Annotated in this window: 16 protein-coding genes; 6 read left to right on the forward strand and 10 right to left on the reverse strand. The window is 65.2% G+C overall.

Going from position 1 to position 15519, the window contains the following annotated elements; genetic code table 11:
• Nucleotides 1-43: 43 nt before the first annotated feature.
• From EB230_RS04065 to EB230_RS04080, 4 genes are all read right to left on the reverse strand, one after another.
• Nucleotides 44-2086: a hydantoinase/oxoprolinase family protein gene (locus EB230_RS04065; RefSeq protein WP_056573918.1), complete on the reverse strand. Its 2043-nt coding sequence runs from the start codon at nucleotides 2084-2086 to the stop codon at nucleotides 44-46.
• A 283-nt stretch (nucleotides 2087-2369) separates the two neighbouring features.
• Complete coding sequence (locus EB230_RS04070) at nucleotides 2370-2996, reverse strand: CDGSH iron-sulfur domain-containing protein (protein WP_056573922.1); 627 nt, start codon at nucleotides 2994-2996, stop codon at nucleotides 2370-2372.
• A gap of 121 nt (nucleotides 2997-3117) precedes the next feature.
• Nucleotides 3118-3489, reverse strand: a complete 372-nt coding sequence (locus EB230_RS04075) for a hypothetical protein (RefSeq protein WP_056573926.1) — start codon at nucleotides 3487-3489, stop codon at nucleotides 3118-3120.
• Between the two features lie 127 nt (nucleotides 3490-3616).
• A complete protein-coding gene (locus EB230_RS04080) occupies nucleotides 3617-3865 on the reverse strand; it encodes a DUF1127 domain-containing protein (RefSeq protein WP_056576315.1) in 249 nt (82 codons plus the stop codon).
• Between the two features lie 228 nt (nucleotides 3866-4093).
• Here EB230_RS04080 and EB230_RS04085 point away from each other — a divergent pair, with 228 nt between their 5' ends.
• Nucleotides 4094-5611, forward strand: coding sequence for a winged helix-turn-helix domain-containing tetratricopeptide repeat protein (locus tag EB230_RS04085; RefSeq protein WP_171883274.1), 1518 nt, complete (start codon nucleotides 4094-4096; stop codon nucleotides 5609-5611).
• 12 nt (nucleotides 5612-5623) lie between these two features.
• Here EB230_RS04085 and EB230_RS04090 read toward each other — a convergent pair whose 3' ends face one another.
• Genes EB230_RS04090 through EB230_RS04100 form a run of 3 tightly spaced genes read right to left on the reverse strand, consistent with a single transcriptional unit; the run spans nucleotide 5624 to nucleotide 8637 of the window.
• Complete coding sequence (locus EB230_RS04090; protein ID WP_056576318.1) at nucleotides 5624-5980, reverse strand: hypothetical protein; 357 nt, start codon at nucleotides 5978-5980, stop codon at nucleotides 5624-5626.
• A gap of 16 nt (nucleotides 5981-5996) precedes the next feature.
• Nucleotides 5997-7535 carry an aspartate aminotransferase family protein gene (locus tag EB230_RS04095; RefSeq protein ID WP_172371472.1) on the reverse strand — a complete coding sequence of 513 codons (1539 nt, stop codon included), beginning with the start codon at nucleotides 7533-7535 and terminating at the stop codon, nucleotides 5997-5999.
• 13 nt (nucleotides 7536-7548) lie between these two features.
• Nucleotides 7549-8637, reverse strand: coding sequence for a pyridoxal-phosphate dependent enzyme (locus tag EB230_RS04100; RefSeq protein ID WP_172371474.1), 1089 nt, complete (start codon nucleotides 8635-8637; stop codon nucleotides 7549-7551).
• 249 nt (nucleotides 8638-8886) lie between these two features.
• Between EB230_RS04100 and EB230_RS04105 the strand changes: the two genes are divergently transcribed.
• The 5 genes from EB230_RS04105 (at nucleotide 8887) to EB230_RS04125 (ending at nucleotide 12606) form a co-directional block, all read left to right on the forward strand.
• Nucleotides 8887-10878 carry a transcriptional regulator gene (locus tag EB230_RS04105; protein WP_172374991.1) on the forward strand — a complete coding sequence of 664 codons (1992 nt, stop codon included), beginning with the start codon at nucleotides 8887-8889 and terminating at the stop codon, nucleotides 10876-10878.
• Between the two features lie 144 nt (nucleotides 10879-11022).
• Nucleotides 11023-11202 carry a hypothetical protein gene (locus EB230_RS04110; RefSeq protein ID WP_056576321.1) on the forward strand — a complete coding sequence of 60 codons (180 nt, stop codon included), beginning with the start codon at nucleotides 11023-11025 and terminating at the stop codon, nucleotides 11200-11202.
• 77 nt (nucleotides 11203-11279) lie between these two features.
• A complete protein-coding gene (locus tag EB230_RS04115; RefSeq protein WP_172371477.1) occupies nucleotides 11280-11666 on the forward strand; it encodes a YkvA family protein in 387 nt (128 codons plus the stop codon).
• Nucleotides 11667-11778: 112 nt separating this feature from the next.
• Complete coding sequence (locus tag EB230_RS04120; RefSeq protein ID WP_172374993.1) at nucleotides 11779-12252, forward strand: DUF2127 domain-containing protein; 474 nt, start codon at nucleotides 11779-11781, stop codon at nucleotides 12250-12252.
• 168 nt (nucleotides 12253-12420) lie between these two features.
• The gene (locus tag EB230_RS04125; RefSeq protein ID WP_155772482.1) at nucleotides 12421-12606 is read left to right on the forward strand and encodes a hypothetical protein; all 186 of its coding nucleotides are present in this window, start codon (nucleotides 12421-12423) and stop codon (nucleotides 12604-12606) included.
• Nucleotides 12607-12631: 25 nt separating this feature from the next.
• Here EB230_RS04125 and EB230_RS04130 read toward each other — a convergent pair whose 3' ends face one another.
• The 3 genes from EB230_RS04130 to EB230_RS04140 form a co-directional block, all read right to left on the reverse strand.
• Nucleotides 12632-13171 (reverse strand): cytochrome b, encoded by a 540-nt coding sequence (locus EB230_RS04130; RefSeq protein WP_056573943.1) that lies wholly within the window; start codon nucleotides 13169-13171, stop codon nucleotides 12632-12634.
• Nucleotides 13172-13405: 234 nt separating this feature from the next.
• Nucleotides 13406-13714 carry a UBP-type zinc finger domain-containing protein gene (locus EB230_RS04135; RefSeq protein ID WP_172371479.1) on the reverse strand — a complete coding sequence of 103 codons (309 nt, stop codon included), beginning with the start codon at nucleotides 13712-13714 and terminating at the stop codon, nucleotides 13406-13408.
• A 62-nt stretch (nucleotides 13715-13776) separates the two neighbouring features.
• Nucleotides 13777-15474 (reverse strand): cyclic nucleotide-binding domain-containing thioredoxin-disulfide reductase, encoded by a 1698-nt coding sequence (locus EB230_RS04140; protein ID WP_172371481.1) that lies wholly within the window; start codon nucleotides 15472-15474, stop codon nucleotides 13777-13779.
• Nucleotides 15475-15519: the final 45 nt, after the last annotated feature.

A 15519-nucleotide genomic window follows, 5' to 3' on the forward strand; every position in this document is an offset into this window, starting at 1 on the left:
TCGCCTTCGGCGACATCTCCCCCTCAAGGGGGGAGATCAGCCGCTACACCGCGATCCTTGGCCGTCCCGAGGCCACCGCCACGACATGCGCCTCGATGAACATGCGCTGAGCTTCGACCGTCGAAACCCTGAATTCGGTCGCGACGTCGATCTCGGCGTTGTCGGTGCCGGCGTCCCGGGCGCGCTCGGCGACAATCGCCCGCACATCGGCCTCGGCCGCGGCGATCGCAGCCGCCTCGTCGAGGAAATCGCGCACCGTCTCACCCGAGGCAAGCCGGAACAGGCCCTCCTTGGGCTGGCTGACCCGCGCTTCGGCCGATACCCTGACCTGGCCGACGACGGCGCCGAGCGCGTTGGCGACATCGGTGTCTTCCGGCACCACGCAGTCATTGCCGACCAGGGGCGCCAGGCCGGCATAATGCAGCGGCGCCGAGGCGCCGAGGCCGATGACGGGGCGGTCGAGCGCGACGCTCAGCCGGGCGATACCGGGATGAGCGTCGACGGCGCGCTGCACCAGCGCGTGCGCCACGGTCGCGGCGCCATCGAGCCCGTCCTCGGCGAAAGCGGTTTCAAGGATGTATTCGGCCGACCAGCGTGTCAGCGTCACCAGCACCCGCTCCGAGATCACCTCCGGTGAAGCCGCGATGGGCTGGCCACGACCGTCGCGCTTGCGGGCGAACAGGTCGGCGCCGAGGCGGGCGGTGGCGGCATCCCAGTTGGCCTGCTTGCCGAGCACATGCGCCGCGTCCGACGGGGTGAAGCCGCAAATATGCACCAGCCCGCGCGAGACCAGCCGGTTCAAGGTGGCGTTCTGGGCATTCGACGTCAGCAGCCTGTCGAGGGCGAGCGGGGTCGCGCCGATCGCCTCGTAGAGCCGCGCTTCCGGGGCGGTCAGCCCGGCGGCGAGCCTGTCTGGAACGCCGGTGCGAACCGCGAAGCGGCCGTCCATGCGGCCGGTGTTGGGCGCGCGCAGCTGACGCTCGAGCTCTGACGTCACCGCCTCGCCATGCGCCATGCCGGCCAGCGCCAAAGGCACCAGGCGGCGCGGCCCAAGCAGGATTTTCGGGTTGAGCGCGCCATCCTCCAGCGCCACTTCGGAATCGCCGCCCAGGCCGAAAGTGCGCATGGCGACGGCCTCGACCATGGTACGGAAGCCGCCGACGGTGGCGCCTTCCGGGTCGAGCCGCGGCCGGCCGTTGTCGAGCACGGCGACGTCGGTGGTGGTGCCGCCAATGTCGGACACCATGGCATTGTCGAGCCCGGTCATGTGGCGGGCACCGACCAGGCTGGCGGCGGGGCCGGAGAGAATGGTCTCGATCGGCCGCTGGCGGGCGAACGCCGCCGAGACCAGCGCGCCGTCGCCGCGCACCACCATCAGCGGGGCGGCGATGTTACGCTCTGTGAGAAAGCCTTCGGTCGCCGCCACCAAGCGGTCGATCATCGAGATCAGCCTGGCGTTGAGCAGCGTGGTCAGCGCCCGACGCGGGCCGCCGAGCTTGGCCGACAGTTCGTGGCTTGCCGTGACCGGCAGGCCGGTCTTCTCGCGGATCAGTTCGCGGGCGGCGATCTCGTGCGCCGGATTGCGGGTGGCGAAATAGGCGCAGACGGCAAAGCCGGACACCGAGGCGCCGAGTTCCGGCAAGGCGGCTTCAAGCCCGGACAGGTCGAGCTTGGCGGCATTGCCGTGGACATCATGGCCGCCCGGGCAAAACACCACCGGATCGGTGCCGAGCGCCGTCTTCAGCCCGTCACGGGCGAGGTCGGCCTCGGAGAAGCCGATCATGACCAGCGCGACGCGGCCGCCCTGGCCCTCGACCAGCGCATTGGTGGCGAGTGTCGTCGACATCGAGACCAGCTTGATGTCAGCCGGATCGGTGCCGGCCTTTTCGAGCACCGCGTCGACGGCGCCGGAAATGCCGACGGCCAGATCGTGCCTGGTGGTCAGTGACTTGGCCTTGGCCAGCACCTTGCCCTTGTTCGGCCCCTGCTGCGGGCCTTCGGTTTCAGACCACAGCACGGCATCGGTATAGGTGCCGCCGGTGTCGATGCCGAGGAACAGGGGGGTTGGCTTGGTCTTGGCGGTCATTTTTTCGCGGGTCCGAGAGGTCTTCTGCCCCGCCCCTTAGCCGATACGGACTTACGGATAAAGGCGCGAGCGCTGGGCCAGTGTAATCTCCCCCCTCGAGGGGGAGATGTCGCCGAAGGCGACAGAGGGGGTCGGTTCGACCGGATGCGACGACCTTCTAGCCTTGAAAAGAAGGATGCCAGCGCCTCACGCGCCAACGTTCTGCCGCAGGAGGTCGCGTCCCGTCGTACCGACCCCCTCTGGCCTGCCGGCCATCTCCCCCTCGAGGGGGGAGATTCCTGCCTTAGCCCACAAACCCAACCTTCTTATGCGACCCGTCGCAAAACGGCTTGTTGGCCGAGTGGCCGCAACGGCAGAGGAAGGCGCGTTGCGTGCGGTCGATCGTATGGCCGGTGCCGGTGACGATTTCGACATTGCCCTCGAGCTTGAGCGGGCCGTTGGTGGTCGGCGTCACGTTCAGCGGGCCATTGCGTGCTTCGAGCGCCGGCGCGTCCTTCAGTGCCGGTTCGCCGGTGGCGGTGAAGCCGGCCTTGCCGTGGCTGCCGTCGCAGAAGGGCTTGTTTTCCGATGCGCCGCAGCGGCACAGCGTGGCGCGATAAAAGGTCTCGCCGTCGAGCACGATCTCGGCGTGGACGGCGAGCGGGCCGTTTTCGCGCAACCGCACGGTGTTGACCACCGGCGGCTGTTCCTGCGGCCCGCCATCCTTCCTGACATAGGTGATGGCGCCGGACGGGCAGCTTTCGGCGATGGCGACGATCTTTTCGACGCTGGCCGCCTCGGGGTGGATCCACTGCCCCGGCGCATTGGGCACGAAGACATGCGGGTCGCCGAGCACGCAATTGCGCGAATGGATGCAGCGCTTGCCGGAAAATCCGACGTCGATTTTATCGCTTTCGACCATGCCGGCCATCGCGGTGCTCCTGTTGCCTGGAGCACGCCGCGTTTCAAAGGAAGCCGCGCGGCGTGCCCGGGGTGATCGTCTCGGCGCAGGCTATGGCTCGAACAGGAAAACCGTCAAGCTGGCAAACCGGTCAGGGGACGAGATCGATCTCCTCGGTCTCGCCGCCGCTGCAGGTGTAGCAGCAGTCGTCACATTTTTCCTTGTTGCCGGGACCGACGCCCCAATAGGTGCCTTCGTCGCCATCGACCCAGGCGCCGTAGCAGATCGATTCGCCCTCGTTGCAGGAGATCGGCAGCGACTTGGTTTCGCCGTCGTCGAGGTAGAAATCCTTGCCTTCGCCCGGCCAGACATAGTCGCGATCCTGGCTGTAGAGCTCAAGGCGCATGGCATTGGGATGGCTGTTCTTGACTGTAAAGGTGACGTCGCCGGCATGGGCGGCAGGCGCAAACAGGACGGCAAGCGAAAACGCGGCGGCTAGCCGGCGCGCGAACGTGAAAAACATGGAAGCCCCCGATGAAGAATCGGCCCCCACGGCCGATGGAGGGGATCATGCCATGACGCGGGCGGGCGCTAAAGGGATGATGGCGACAATCCAAGACTTAATCCGACGCCTGATCTCAAGACTTCGCCTATCGCTGCCAGAACGGCAGCTTGGCGATTTCATCCTCGACCTGTCGTCTGGTCAGGCCGATATCATCGATCAGATGCGGATTGACCTCCGAGATTCGCTTGAGGTCCCAGCGATAGCGTGTCCGTTCGCGCCAGGCCGCGATGGTGTTTCGCAGGGTCGCAAGGCTATAGCGACGACGCGAGGCCTGCCCCACGGGGGTTCCCCGCCGTACGGCCTGATGCGGGGCCGATGCAAAGCTATTGGTCATGGCAACCTCCATGTGGCTTGGAGCCCAAACGGTTTGAGAATGGGCAACCCTCGAACTGAAAGAGGCTGAATTCTGCAGGATACCGACGGCGCCGTAATTAAGCCCTGCCAAATAGTTCCCAAAAGTTGCAAATGGGTTCTAACCCTTTGTTTTGGCGTCATTCCCCGGTGAAAGCGCATCGCGTTTTCCGATAAACCGCTTCACGCTTTTCCCGGAATTGCTCTATAGATGCGCGCTATGCAGGGATCGCGCTTTGCCTTTGGTCCGTTCGTGCTTGATCCGGGTGCGGGAACGCTGCTTCGGAACGACGATCCCGTTGCCGTCGGCTATCGCGGGCTGAAGCTGCTTGCGGCGCTCGTCGGACGGCCAGGCGAAATCCTGGAGAAAGCCGAATTGATGGACGCGGTGTGGCCGGACACGGCGGTTGAGGAAGGCAACCTCACGGTCCAGATCGCACAGCTGCGCAAGCTGCTCGGGCCGCCCGCCGACGGCGGCGAATGGATATCGACGGTTCCGCGCGTCGGCTACCGCTTCACGGGCGCCATCAAGCAGCTCGACCGCGCGAAGCGAAAACCCTTGCCGCTGCCTGACAAACCATCGATCGCGGTGCTGCCTTTCGTCAACCTCGGCAACGACCCCGAGCAGGAGGCCTTCGCCGACGGGTTGACCGAAGATTTGATCACCGACCTGTCCAGGGCCCCGGGCCTGTTCGTCATCGCCCGCAACTCGACCTTTGCCTACAAGGGCAAGGCGATGGACGTGCGCGCGATCGCCGAGGAGCTTGGCGTGCGCTACCTCCTGGAAGGGAGTGCGAGGCGCGCGGCGGGACGCGTGCGCATCAACGCGCAGCTGGTCGACGCGGTGAGCGGCGAGCATCTGTGGGCGGAACGCTTCGATCGCGGCCTGGACGATATCTTTGCCGTCCAGGACGAGGCCACGGCCAAGATCGTGGAGGCGCTGCTCGGCCGGCTGCGCGCGCCGCCGGCACGCAACCGGCCGACAAATCTCGAGGCCTACGATCTGTGCGTGCGGGCGCGCAAGCTGATCGACGATTCACCGCAGTCGGCACGGGAAGCGCATCTGATGCTGACGCGTGCGCTGGCGCTCGATCCGGACTACGCCGAGGCCTATCGCTGGCTTGCCATGAACCACTGGATGGGATGGGTGCATTGGGGCGAGCCGGTCGAACCCAACCGTCGCATTGCCCTGGAGCTGGCGCGCAAGGCCGTGGCGATCGACCCCAATGATGCCGGCTGCCACTGGGTGCTCGGCAATCTGCTTGCCTATGAGCGCGACTTCGAAGAGGCCGATGCCGAATTCGCCAGGGCATTCGAGCTCGACCCCAACGAGGCGGACGCCTGGGCGACACTGTCTGATATCACGACACTGGCCGGGCGGGTCGCGGAAGGCCTCGAGCAGATCCGCAAGGCGTTCCGGCTGAATCCGTTTCCGGCAAGCTGGTACTATCTCACCCTTGGCCAGGCGCAATATGCGGCGCGCGACTACGAGGCCGCCGTCGAGACGCTGCGCCGGGACGAGACCTACCGGACGAGCTCACGCCGTTTCCTGGCGGCAAGCCTGGCCCAACTCGGCCGGCTCGACGAGGCGCGCGCCGAGGTCGAGCTGTTCCTCGTCGGCAACCCGCACTTCACAACCCGCCACTGGGTCTGGACGGAGCCATTCCGCGACACCGCGATGCTTGAGCATTTCGTCGACGGCTTCCGCAAGGCCGGTTTGCCGGACTGACGTGCCGGTCGATCACGGCACCAGATCGATCGTCTCGGTGGAGTGTTCCACGCAGATGAAGCAGCAATTGTCGCAAGGCTGGTCGTTGTCCGGCCCGACGCCGGCCGAGATCTGGTCGTTACCGTCGACCCAGGCGCCATAGCAGATGCGCTCGCCCTGATTGCAGGACAGCGGCACCGATTTCTGCGAGCCCGGATCGATCAGGAACACCTTGTCGTTGCCCGGCCAGACCGTCTCGCGGTCGCGGCTGAACAGCTCGACCGCAACCGCGCGGCTGTGCAGGTTCTTGACGAAGAAGGCCATGTCGGCGGCTTTGGCTGAATTGGTGCAGACCAGCGCCACGAGCACGGCCATACGAAAGAGCGTCACGGTCTGGCCTCCCGAATCATCGCCGCAGAATCGCATGGCCGCCCGTGCCTGTCGCTCGCGTTTTCCGGCTATTTCCCGGAAGGCCCTGCGCCGTGATCTCCCGCCCGAGCCGCAGCGTCTCACCGACCAGAAGGTCGAGGTCGTCGCGCCTTGTGCGATGGTTGGCGATCGCCACGCGCAGCCAGTGCTCGCCATGCACGGTGGTGTCGGAGAGGGTGGCAATACCTTGCTCCTGCAACCGCAGCATGATCTCGGTGTTGAGCGCCTTCAGCGCCTCGCCCTTGACGCCAGGCTGGTAGCGGAAGCAGACGATATTGATGGTCGGCTGTATCGCCAGCTCCAGCAGCGGCTCGGCCTCGATGCGTTCGGCGAGATAGAGCGCCTGCGCGATGTTCTGGTCGATCAGGCGGCCGAACTTGTCGACGCCATGCTCCTTCAGCGCCATCCAGACCTTGAGCGCGCGAAAGCCGCGCGACGTCTGCAGGCCGTAGTCGTGCAGCCATTCGCCTGAGGCAAGACCGCGCGGCATCGATTCCAGATATTCCGGCGTCACCGCGAAGGTCCGGCGATGCGCGATTGCGTCCCTGACCAGGGCGCAGCCGACCTCGAATGGCGCGTGCAGCCATTTGTGCGGATCGAGCGCGACCGAATCGGCCCATTCGATGCCGGCAACGCGATGCGCGTTATCAGGCGCAATCGCGATCAGCGCGCCGATGCAGCCATCGACATGAAACCACAGGTCTTCCTCATGAGCGAGTTTGGCCAGCGCCCGCAGATCGTCGATCGCCCCGGTGTTGACCGTGCCGGCATTGCCGATGACGCAGGCCGGTCTGAAACCCGCCGCGCGATCCTCCGATATCGCTGCTCGCAAGGCCGATATATCGATGCGCAACCCGGCATCGGTTGGGATCCGGCGCAGCGCCCGATTGCCGAGGCCAAGCGCTTCCATCGCCTTGCGATGGCAGGAGTGGACCTGGTCCGAGCCATAGAAGCGCAGCGGCTTTTCGATCGCGGCGACGCCGTGCTCGCGCACGTCGATGCCGGCCTTGGTGTTGCGCGCCACCGTCAGCCCGATGATGTTGGCCATCGAGCCGCCGCTGACCAGCGTGCCGGAGGCGGAAGCGGGAAAGCCCAGCATCTGCTTGCACCAATTGACCACCTGGCCGTCCATCAGCCCGGCGGCGTGGTTGCCGCCGCCGAGGTTGGATCCCTGGATTGCCGCCAGGAAGTCGCCGAGCGCACCGGTGAAGTTGCTCGAGCCCATGTACCAGGCCCAGAAACGCGGATGGACGTTGCCCATCGGGTAGGACATCACGGTGCGCGAGACCTCGCCATAGACAGCGGCCAGCGGCGCCGGCGATCGCGGCAAGGGTGCCGAGAAAGCTTCCCTCACATCCGCCGGCATCTCCCGCCAGGCCGGCCGGTCCCTGATATCGCTGAGATAACCGACGGCATCATCGATTACCTGATGCGACAGGGCCTGCACAGCGGCCCAGTCGGCGGGGTCGAGCGTTTCCTCGGCCACCGTGCCGAGGGCCTCCTGCGCGATATCCATGACCGGGCTCCCGTCAGGCCGCCGGGAACTGGCAGCCGGGCGTCGAGCGCGACAGCGCCATCTCGTCGGCATCCATCTCGGCCTCGATGCCGTCGAACAGCGGCGTCGACATGTAGCGCTCGCCAGTGTCGGGCAGCATGCACAGGATCACCGATCCGGCCGCCGCCTTCTCCGCGACCTGCCGTGCCACGGCGAAGGTGGCGCCGCCGGAAATGCCGGTGAAGATGCCCTCCTTCTGCGCCAGGGCCTTGGCCCATTTGATGCCCTCGGGCCCCGCGATCGGGATCACTTCGTCATAGAGGCCGGCGTCGATCGCTTCCTGCAGCACATTGGGGATGAAGTCCGGCGTCCAGCCCTGGACGGGATGCGGCTCGAAGGCCGGATGGCTGGCGGCGGGGGCGCCATGGGCGCCGCGCTGCTGCGCCTTGCCGCTGCCGACCAGCTGGGCGTTGGCCGGTTCGCAGAGCACGATGCGGGTGTCCGGCCGCTCGCGGCGCAACACGCGCGCCACGCCGACGACGGTACCGCCAGTGCCATAGCCGGTGACGAAGCAATCGAGCCGCGACCCGGCGAAATCATTGACGATCTCGCGCGCCGTGGTCGCCTCGTGGATGGCCGCATTGGCCGCCGTCTCGAACTGGCGGGCGAGGAACCAGCCATTGGCCTCGGCCAGTTCAACCGCCTTCTTGTACATGCCGAAGCCCTTTTCGGCGCGCGGCGTCAGCACCACCTTGGCGCCCAGCATGCGCATCAGCTTGCGGCGCTCGACGGAGAAGCTGTCGGCCATGGTGACGACCAGCGGATAGCCCTTTTGCGCACAGACCATGGCAAGCCCGATACCGGTGTTGCCGCTGGTCGCCTCGACCACGGTCTGGCCAGGCTTCAGCGCGCCGCTGCGCTCGCCCTCCTCGATGATGTTGAGCGCAAGCCTGTCCTTCACCGAGGCGCCTGGGTTGAAGAACTCGGCCTTGACATAGATCGTCGCATGGGTCGGTCCGAGATTGTTGATGCGCACCACCGGCGTATCGCCGACAGTGTCGAGAATGCTGTCGAACAGGCGGCCGCGTCCGGTCGTGGTCCTGATTTTCTGCTTATTCAACATCGTTGATCTCCTCGATCGTGTTCATTTTCACAGGCCGGTTACAAACCGACGGTTTGGGCGGCGAGGTTTCGAGACATGGCCGCGTTAGGACTGGCGTGCCGACGATGCGGCAATAACGATACCCGGCGTGGAAATTCGCCGCCGGATGCGCCGTGTCGTGTTTGGTGATATAGCAAGGGCCGATGGGCCAGCGTGGGAGCAGGCGTGGAAACGGACGTGGAATCCGCACCATCGAGGCTGGACGGCGACATGCCGCGCCTGTCCGTGCGCCTGCTCGGACCGCTGGAAATCTTGCGTAATGGGACGCCAGTCGCGCTGCCGGCATCGCGCAAGCTGCGCGCGCTGCTCGCCTATCTGGCGCTGGCGCCGCACGCCGTGGGGCGCAGCCGCCTGTGCGAGCTATTGTGGGACGTGCCCAACGATCCGCGGGGCGAGTTGCGCTGGTACCTGAGCAAGCTGCGCGCGGCCCTCGACACGCCGGTCCGGCGCCGGGTGGAGACACGGGGCGACACGGTGGCGCTTGATCTCGATGGCTGCCTTGTCGATGCACTGGACGTCACTCGCGCCGCCGCGCAAGGGATCGGCACGCTCGATAGGGAGCGGTTGCGGGCGCTGTCGGAACTCTTCGCCGGCGATTTGCTCGACGGGCTGGAGCTCGAGCGCAGCCCGCTTTTCGACAGCTGGCTGATCGCCCAGCGCCGGCGTTTCCAAGCGTACCACGCCGCCGTGCTCGAACAGCTTGCCGTAAACCATCCGGCGGGCTCGCCCGAAACGTCCACGCAACTCGACAAATGGGTCGAGCTGGCGCCGTTCGACACGCGCGCGCATCTGGCCTTGCTGTCCAATCTGGCGGAACGCGGCGCCATCGGCGCGGCCGAGGAGCATCTGGCTTCTGCGGCTCGCCTGTTCCAATCGGAAGAGCTTGATTTCGCTCCGCTTCGCGCGGCCTGGCAGACAATCCGTGACCAACGGTCCGGCAACTCGCTGAAGGCGCAACCGGCGTGCCTGTCCACACCATCGCAATTGGCAGTCCCATCGGATGCCGGCACGGTCGAGCCAAGCCAGGCCTCGCTGGCGGTGATGCCGTTTGTCGAGGAAGCCGGCGAAGGCACACGCGGCGGGCTTGCCGACGGCTTCACCCATGACATCATCACCCGCCTCGCCAAACTCCGCGATTTCTTCGTCATCGCGCGCGGATCGGTGTTTGCGCTGGCCGAAAAGACCATCGCGCCGGAAGAAGCCGGCAGAAAACTTGGCGTCGACTATGTCGCCACCGGCACGGTGCGCAACACGGCCGGCCGGCTGATCGTCAGCGTCGAGCTCGTCGAGGTGCGCACGGCCAGGATCGTCTGGGCCGAGACCTTCGAGCGCCGGCCCGACGACATCTTTGCCGTGCTCGACGATATCGGCGACAGCATCGTGTCGTCGATCTCGGCCGAGATCGAAACGGTCGAGCGCAACCGCGCCATGCTGAAGGCACCCAATTCGCTCAACGCCTGGGAGGCCTACCATCGCGGCCTCTGGCACATGTACCGCTTCACCCAGGCCGAGAACGAGCAGGCGCGGCAATTCTTCGACAAGGCCTTGCAGCTGGATCCCACCTTTGCCCGCGCCTATGCCGGCCTGTCGTTCACCCACTGGCAGAATGCGTTCCAGCGCTGGGGCGACCGCGACCGCGAAAGCGCGCTGGCCTATGAGAGCGCCGGGCACAGCCTGCTGGTCGACGACCACAATCCGGCAGCGCACTGGGCGATGGGCCGGGCGCTGTGGCTGCGCGGCGAGCAGGATGGATCGCTGTCCGAACTGGGGCGGGCGGTGGATCTCAGCCCGAATTTCGCGCTCGGCCATTACGCGCTGTCCTTCGTCCACTCGCAATCCGGCGACCCGCGGGCGGCGATAAGTTCCTCCGACCATTCGCGCCATCTCAGCCCCTTCGACCCGCTACTGTTCGGCATGCTGGGGTCACGCGCGATGTCGCATGTACGGCTCGGCCAGTTCGAAGAGGCGGCCGACTGGGCGCTGAAGGCGGCGGCGCGGCCGAACGCGCATACCATCATCCTGGCGATTGCCGCGCACTGCCTGGCGCTGGCCGGCCGGCTCGACGAGGCACGCGGCTTTGCCGCCGCCATCCGCAAGACACTGCCTGATTATCGCGCCGACGATTTCATCGGCACGTTCCGCTTCGATCCCGATGCCGAGGCGCTGTTCCGGCAAGGCGCAAGGCGCATCGGGCTCAGCTGATTTAGAGCAGTTCCGGATGGCAACCGTTCATACTTTTCCTGGAATTGCTCCGGGCTTGAATCTCCCGTTAACGAAGTCGGAAGGAGTTGTTTAACCGTTCACCTCTATGTGACCTCCCGGGGGGTCCATGGCGAAGTGAGTATGATGAGCGACAGCCCCGACAAGCGCAGCAACGAATGGCGCGCCATTCTCCACGTACAGGCCCGTGTCGCCGTCCTGTTCGTTCCGGTTGTCGCCAGCCTGCTGATCATAGCGGCACTTGCCGGCAACGAACGCAAATCCGTTCCCGATGTCGACCGCACGGTAACCGGGTCGGTGCGATAGACGTCACGACAGCCGGCCGTGAATGCCGGCCGGTGTGCGCTATTGGGCGCGTCATCCTTTGGCGCTACAGTCATCCAATGGCTACTGCACTGCGCGAATGGGCCCGAGCGATCAAGCGCGACGTGCATGCGCTTTACCTTGCCGCGCGCGATCCCCGAACGCCGTGGTACGCCAAGGCGCTTGCCGTCTGTGTCGCGGGCTACGCCTTGTCTCCAATCGACCTGATTCCCGATTTCATCCCCTTGGTTGGTTACCTCGATGATGCGATCCTGGTTCCCTTGGGAATCCTTGCCGTGGTAAAGATGATACCGCCCGAGGTCATGGCAGAGCACAGGGAGGCCGCCGCTCTTGCCGTTGACAGGCCCGTGAGCCGCAGCGCGGCGGTGATCATCGCCTGCATATGGGCCGTCTCGGTCGCGCTGGCGGGATGGCTGGCATATCGATACTTCACCGGCCGATCTTGAAGCCGCGTCCTGTAAGGTGCAACAGCGCAATGGCGCTCCCGATTGCGTTTTTGGAGCGACATCCATCGGCATGGGTTTTCGTGGTTGGTTGTGAGGTGGGTTCTTGAAGCGCATCGATGAACACCGCATCCACCAGATCTTCGAAGTCAGCCTATGGCTGAAGGGCGCGCATGCCCTGATCGAATGCATCGGCGGAATTCTGCTCTATGTCGTCACCACCGATACCATTGCCTCCTGGGTCAATGCCCTCACCGCGGAGGAATTGATCGAGGATCCCAACGATTTCATCGCTGGCCATCTGTCGCGGATGGCAAGCCATTTTTCGGTCGCCAGCAAGGAGTTTTATGCCTTCTACCTGCTTAGCCACGGCCTGATAAAACTTGCCTTGGTGGTCGGGCTTTTGAGAGGCAAGCTCTGGTCTTACCCTGCCTCGCTCGGGGCTTTGGGCTTGTTCATGGTCTATCAAGTCTACCGCTACTCATACACCCAATCATTCGGCCTGCTGGTCCTGACCGTCTTCGATGCGGTCGTCATGGTGTTGATCTGGCACGAATGGAGGATCGTGCGACAGGACAAGCCGGCATGATGGTTGCGTTGGCGGCCTTGTCCCTGTTTCCTGGACGTCGGCACATGGATCGACGGATCGATGGCGGACGCTGTCGCGGTCCGGCTACAAACGCCTGACCGCTAGGGAGCGCCCTTGCCTTGCCGGCGGAACCCTACGCACCGTCGGACATTGTGTCCCAGGACAGCCTTGGAGGACATGATGACCAGAGCTTTCGATATAAACGACAACACAGAAGAAAATCCGAAACGCCCGCCGCAGCCTGAGACCGGTGACGACCTCAGGAAAAAGAAGGTCGAAGGAAAAGCCTTCCAGGTGAATGAGAACAGCGTCGACAATCCGGCATCCGCGCCGGTGACGCCGAAGCGGGACTGATCAAAGGAAGATGGCGTGCGCCTTGTCAGGGCGTGCCTTCCGGCAGCATTCGCTTGAGCACGTCATCCCTACGGATGAAATGATGCCACAGCGCCGCTGCCGCATGCACGCCGGCAAGGATGAGGATCGAATTCGCGCAGAGGCTGTGCAGCTCCCTGATGAACCGGGCCGTGTCGCGATCCGGCGGAACTGGAGCCGGGATGGTGAAAAGGCCGAAGAAACTCAAGGCATCGCCCCTGTACCAGGTCAGCAAGATGCCGAGCACGGGAATGGCCATCAGCAGCGCGTAAAGCGCAAGATGCGCGACTTTGGCCGCACTTCGTTCAAGCGGTGACATTTCCTGCGGCAGGCCGGGCGTCCCCAGCGTCAGCCGCAGGCCGACACGGATGACGACCAGCGCGAAAAGCAGCAGCCCGAACGAAATATGCAGCCACCAGACCATCGCCCGCCCCGGATCGCCGCGCGGAAAAACCTCCTCGACGTAAGTCAAGCCATAAAGGCCGATGACCAGCAGGAACACTGCCCAGTGAATGGCTTTCTGCGCGCTTGTGTAGGTGGGGTGCATGCGAGTTTCCAGTTTTGAACGTTTCTAAACTAGCCGCGATCATGTCAAAGCTTTGGCGGCGACGATCCTCTTATGAAGGGAACGTCCAGGGGCCGGGCTGTGATGACCGTGATTCGGTGGACACTGGAACAGGCAACCTGTCAGTTCGCTGACAACAGGGCATCCGATGGCGCGATGCGTCGGCCAAAGAAACGCACGCACGAACCGGGCTCTTCTTCGGATCTCTCGGCTCCCTCAATAAAAGCGCGGGATAGGGCCGTTCTGCGGCGTCGTGCGGTCGCCGAGGTCGAGAAAAACCTCGTCGACATAGCACCAGCCCCAGCCTTCCGGCGGATCATAGCCCTCGATGATGGGATGGCTGGTGGCGTGAAAATGTCTGGTCGCGTGGCGGTTGGGCGAGTCGTCGCAGCAGCCGACATGGCCGCAGGTGCGGCAGAGCCGCAGATGCACCCACCACGAGCCGCTCTTCAGGCACTCCTCGCAACCGAGCGCGCTCGGCGTCACGTCCTTGATCCCAGCCGCATGCTTGCATTCATCCGCCATCACACTCTCCTGGCCAGTTGAGGCTCAACTCTTCCTTTTTTGCGCTTTTCCCGCGAAAACCGTTACACACTTTTCCTGAAATTGCTGTCCGCGGCGTGGCTGGCGTCCCGCGCGAGATAGGCATGCAGCGCCGCGACCACCTGGGCGCCCTCGCCGACAGCCGCCGCGACGCGTTTGACCGAACCGCAACGTACATCGCCGATGGCAAACACCCCGCTGCGGCTGGTTTCCATCAGACCCCGGTCCGGTCCGAGCTCGGATCCGGTGCGGATGAAACCCTTGGCGTCCAGCGCCACGTTGCATTGCGCCAGCCAGTCGGTGTTCGGATCGGCACCGATGAACAGGAAGAGATGGCGGATCGGGCGTGTCGTCTGCTGCCCGCTGACGCGGTTGCGCCAGCGCACGCTGGCAAGATTGCCGTCCTCGCCCTCCAGCGCCTCGATCTCGGTCCCGGTCAGCACCTCGATGTTCGGCTGCGCCTTGATGCGCTCAACCAGGTAGCGCGACATCGAGGCATCGAGGCTGCCGCCGCGCGCCAGCAGCGCCACCTTGCGCGCATGGCTGGCGAGGTAGACCGCCGCCTGCCCGGCCGAATTGCCGGCGCCCACCAGCGCCACCTCCTGGCCGGCGCAAAGCCGTCCTTCGATGGGCGAAGCCCAATAATGCACCGACGTGCCCTCGAACCGCGACAGGTTGGTGACATCGAGACGCCGGTAGCGCGCGCCGCTGGCAATCACCACGCTGCGGGTGCGCACCGTCTCGCCGTCGCCGACATCGAGCAGGTAGCGGGCGCCTGAATTATCGGTCGCGGCACTCAGCAGCCTGGCTTCGTCCGGGATTACCATTTCGACGCCGAATTTCTGCGCCTGGTTGTAGGCGCGCGCCATCAGCGCCATGCCGGTTATGCCCGTGGGGAAACCGAGATAGTTCTCGATTCGCGAGGAGGCGCCGGCCTGCCCGCCGAAAGCACGACAATCGAGCACGATGGTCGACAGCCCTTCCGACGCCGCATAGACCGCCGCCGCCAGGCCCGCAGGTCCGGCGCCGACAATGGCGACGTCATACAGCGTGTCGGCATCGATCGGCCTGAGCAGGCCGATGCAGCGGGCGAGGTCCTTCTCGCCGGGATTCATCAGCAGCCTGCCGTTCGGGCACAGCACGACCGGCAGATGGTGAGGGTCGACGTCGAAGCGCTCGACCAGGGTTTTCGCGCAGGGGTCGCTGGCGGAATCGAGCACACGGTGCGGCTGGCCGCTGCGGGCGAGGAACCCTTGCAGCCGCAGGACATCGGCATTGCCTGATGGTCCGATGATGATCGGCCCGCTGGTCGCGCTTTCCAGGAGCCCGACGCGGCGCAGGATCAGCGCCCGCATGATGCGCTCGCCGAGATTGGCCTCCTGCACCATCAGGTCGCGCACGCGCCGAGAGGGAATGACAAACGCCTCGACGGGCTCGGCGGCCTCGGCATTGACCAGCGAGGGGCGGGCCGAAAGCTGCGCCAGTTCGCCAACGAAGCTGCCCGGACCATGGGTGACGATCGTCTCGCGCCGGCCGAGCCCGCCATCCTGGGTGATATCGACCCTGCCCGACAGCACGACGATCAGGCCGGGCGCCACGTCGCCAGCCCTGATGATGTGCTCGCCGGCGGCATAGGAGCTGGCTTCGCCGAAACGGCGCATGTGGCTGATGTCGGCCTCGCTCAGCGTTGGGAAGGCCTGATCGCGCCGGGCGCCGAAGATCGCGGTGGATGATTGAGACATGGCTGCGAGCGTAGCTAAGCAGGCGCGCGGTTTGAAGCGGTTTGT

The organism is Mesorhizobium sp. NZP2234 (assembly GCF_013170765.1).
Taxonomy (GTDB): Bacteria; Pseudomonadota; Alphaproteobacteria; order Rhizobiales; family Rhizobiaceae; genus Mesorhizobium; species Mesorhizobium loti_D.

Excerpts from the sequence above, each read along its gene's own strand:
- EB230_RS04065 (WP_056573918.1), bottom strand. The coding sequence starts at position 2,086 with ATGACCGCCAAGACCAAGCCAACCCCCCTGTTCCTCGGCATCGACACC.
- EB230_RS04070 (WP_056573922.1), bottom strand. The coding sequence starts at position 2,996 with ATGGCCGGCATGGTCGAAAGCGATAAAATCGACGTCGGATTTTCCGGC.
- EB230_RS04075 (WP_056573926.1), bottom strand. The coding sequence starts at position 3,489 with ATGTTTTTCACGTTCGCGCGCCGGCTAGCCGCCGCGTTTTCGCTTGCC.
- EB230_RS04080 (WP_056576315.1), bottom strand. The coding sequence starts at position 3,865 with ATGACCAATAGCTTTGCATCGGCCCCGCATCAGGCCGTACGGCGGGGA.
- EB230_RS04085 (WP_171883274.1), top strand. The coding sequence starts at position 4,094 with ATGCGCGCTATGCAGGGATCGCGCTTTGCCTTTGGTCCGTTCGTGCTT.
- EB230_RS04095 (WP_172371472.1), bottom strand. The coding sequence starts at position 7,535 with ATGGATATCGCGCAGGAGGCCCTCGGCACGGTGGCCGAGGAAACGCTC.
- EB230_RS04100 (WP_172371474.1), bottom strand. The coding sequence starts at position 8,637 with ATGTTGAATAAGCAGAAAATCAGGACCACGACCGGACGCGGCCGCCTG.
- EB230_RS04105 (WP_172374991.1), top strand. The coding sequence starts at position 8,887 with ATGCCGCGCCTGTCCGTGCGCCTGCTCGGACCGCTGGAAATCTTGCGT.
- EB230_RS04110 (WP_056576321.1), top strand. The coding sequence starts at position 11,023 with ATGAGCGACAGCCCCGACAAGCGCAGCAACGAATGGCGCGCCATTCTC.
- EB230_RS04115 (WP_172371477.1), top strand. The coding sequence starts at position 11,280 with ATGGCTACTGCACTGCGCGAATGGGCCCGAGCGATCAAGCGCGACGTG.
- EB230_RS04130 (WP_056573943.1), bottom strand. The coding sequence starts at position 13,171 with ATGCACCCCACCTACACAAGCGCGCAGAAAGCCATTCACTGGGCAGTG.
- EB230_RS04135 (WP_172371479.1), bottom strand. The coding sequence starts at position 13,714 with ATGGCGGATGAATGCAAGCATGCGGCTGGGATCAAGGACGTGACGCCG.
- EB230_RS04140 (WP_172371481.1), bottom strand. The coding sequence starts at position 15,474 with ATGTCTCAATCATCCACCGCGATCTTCGGCGCCCGGCGCGATCAGGCC.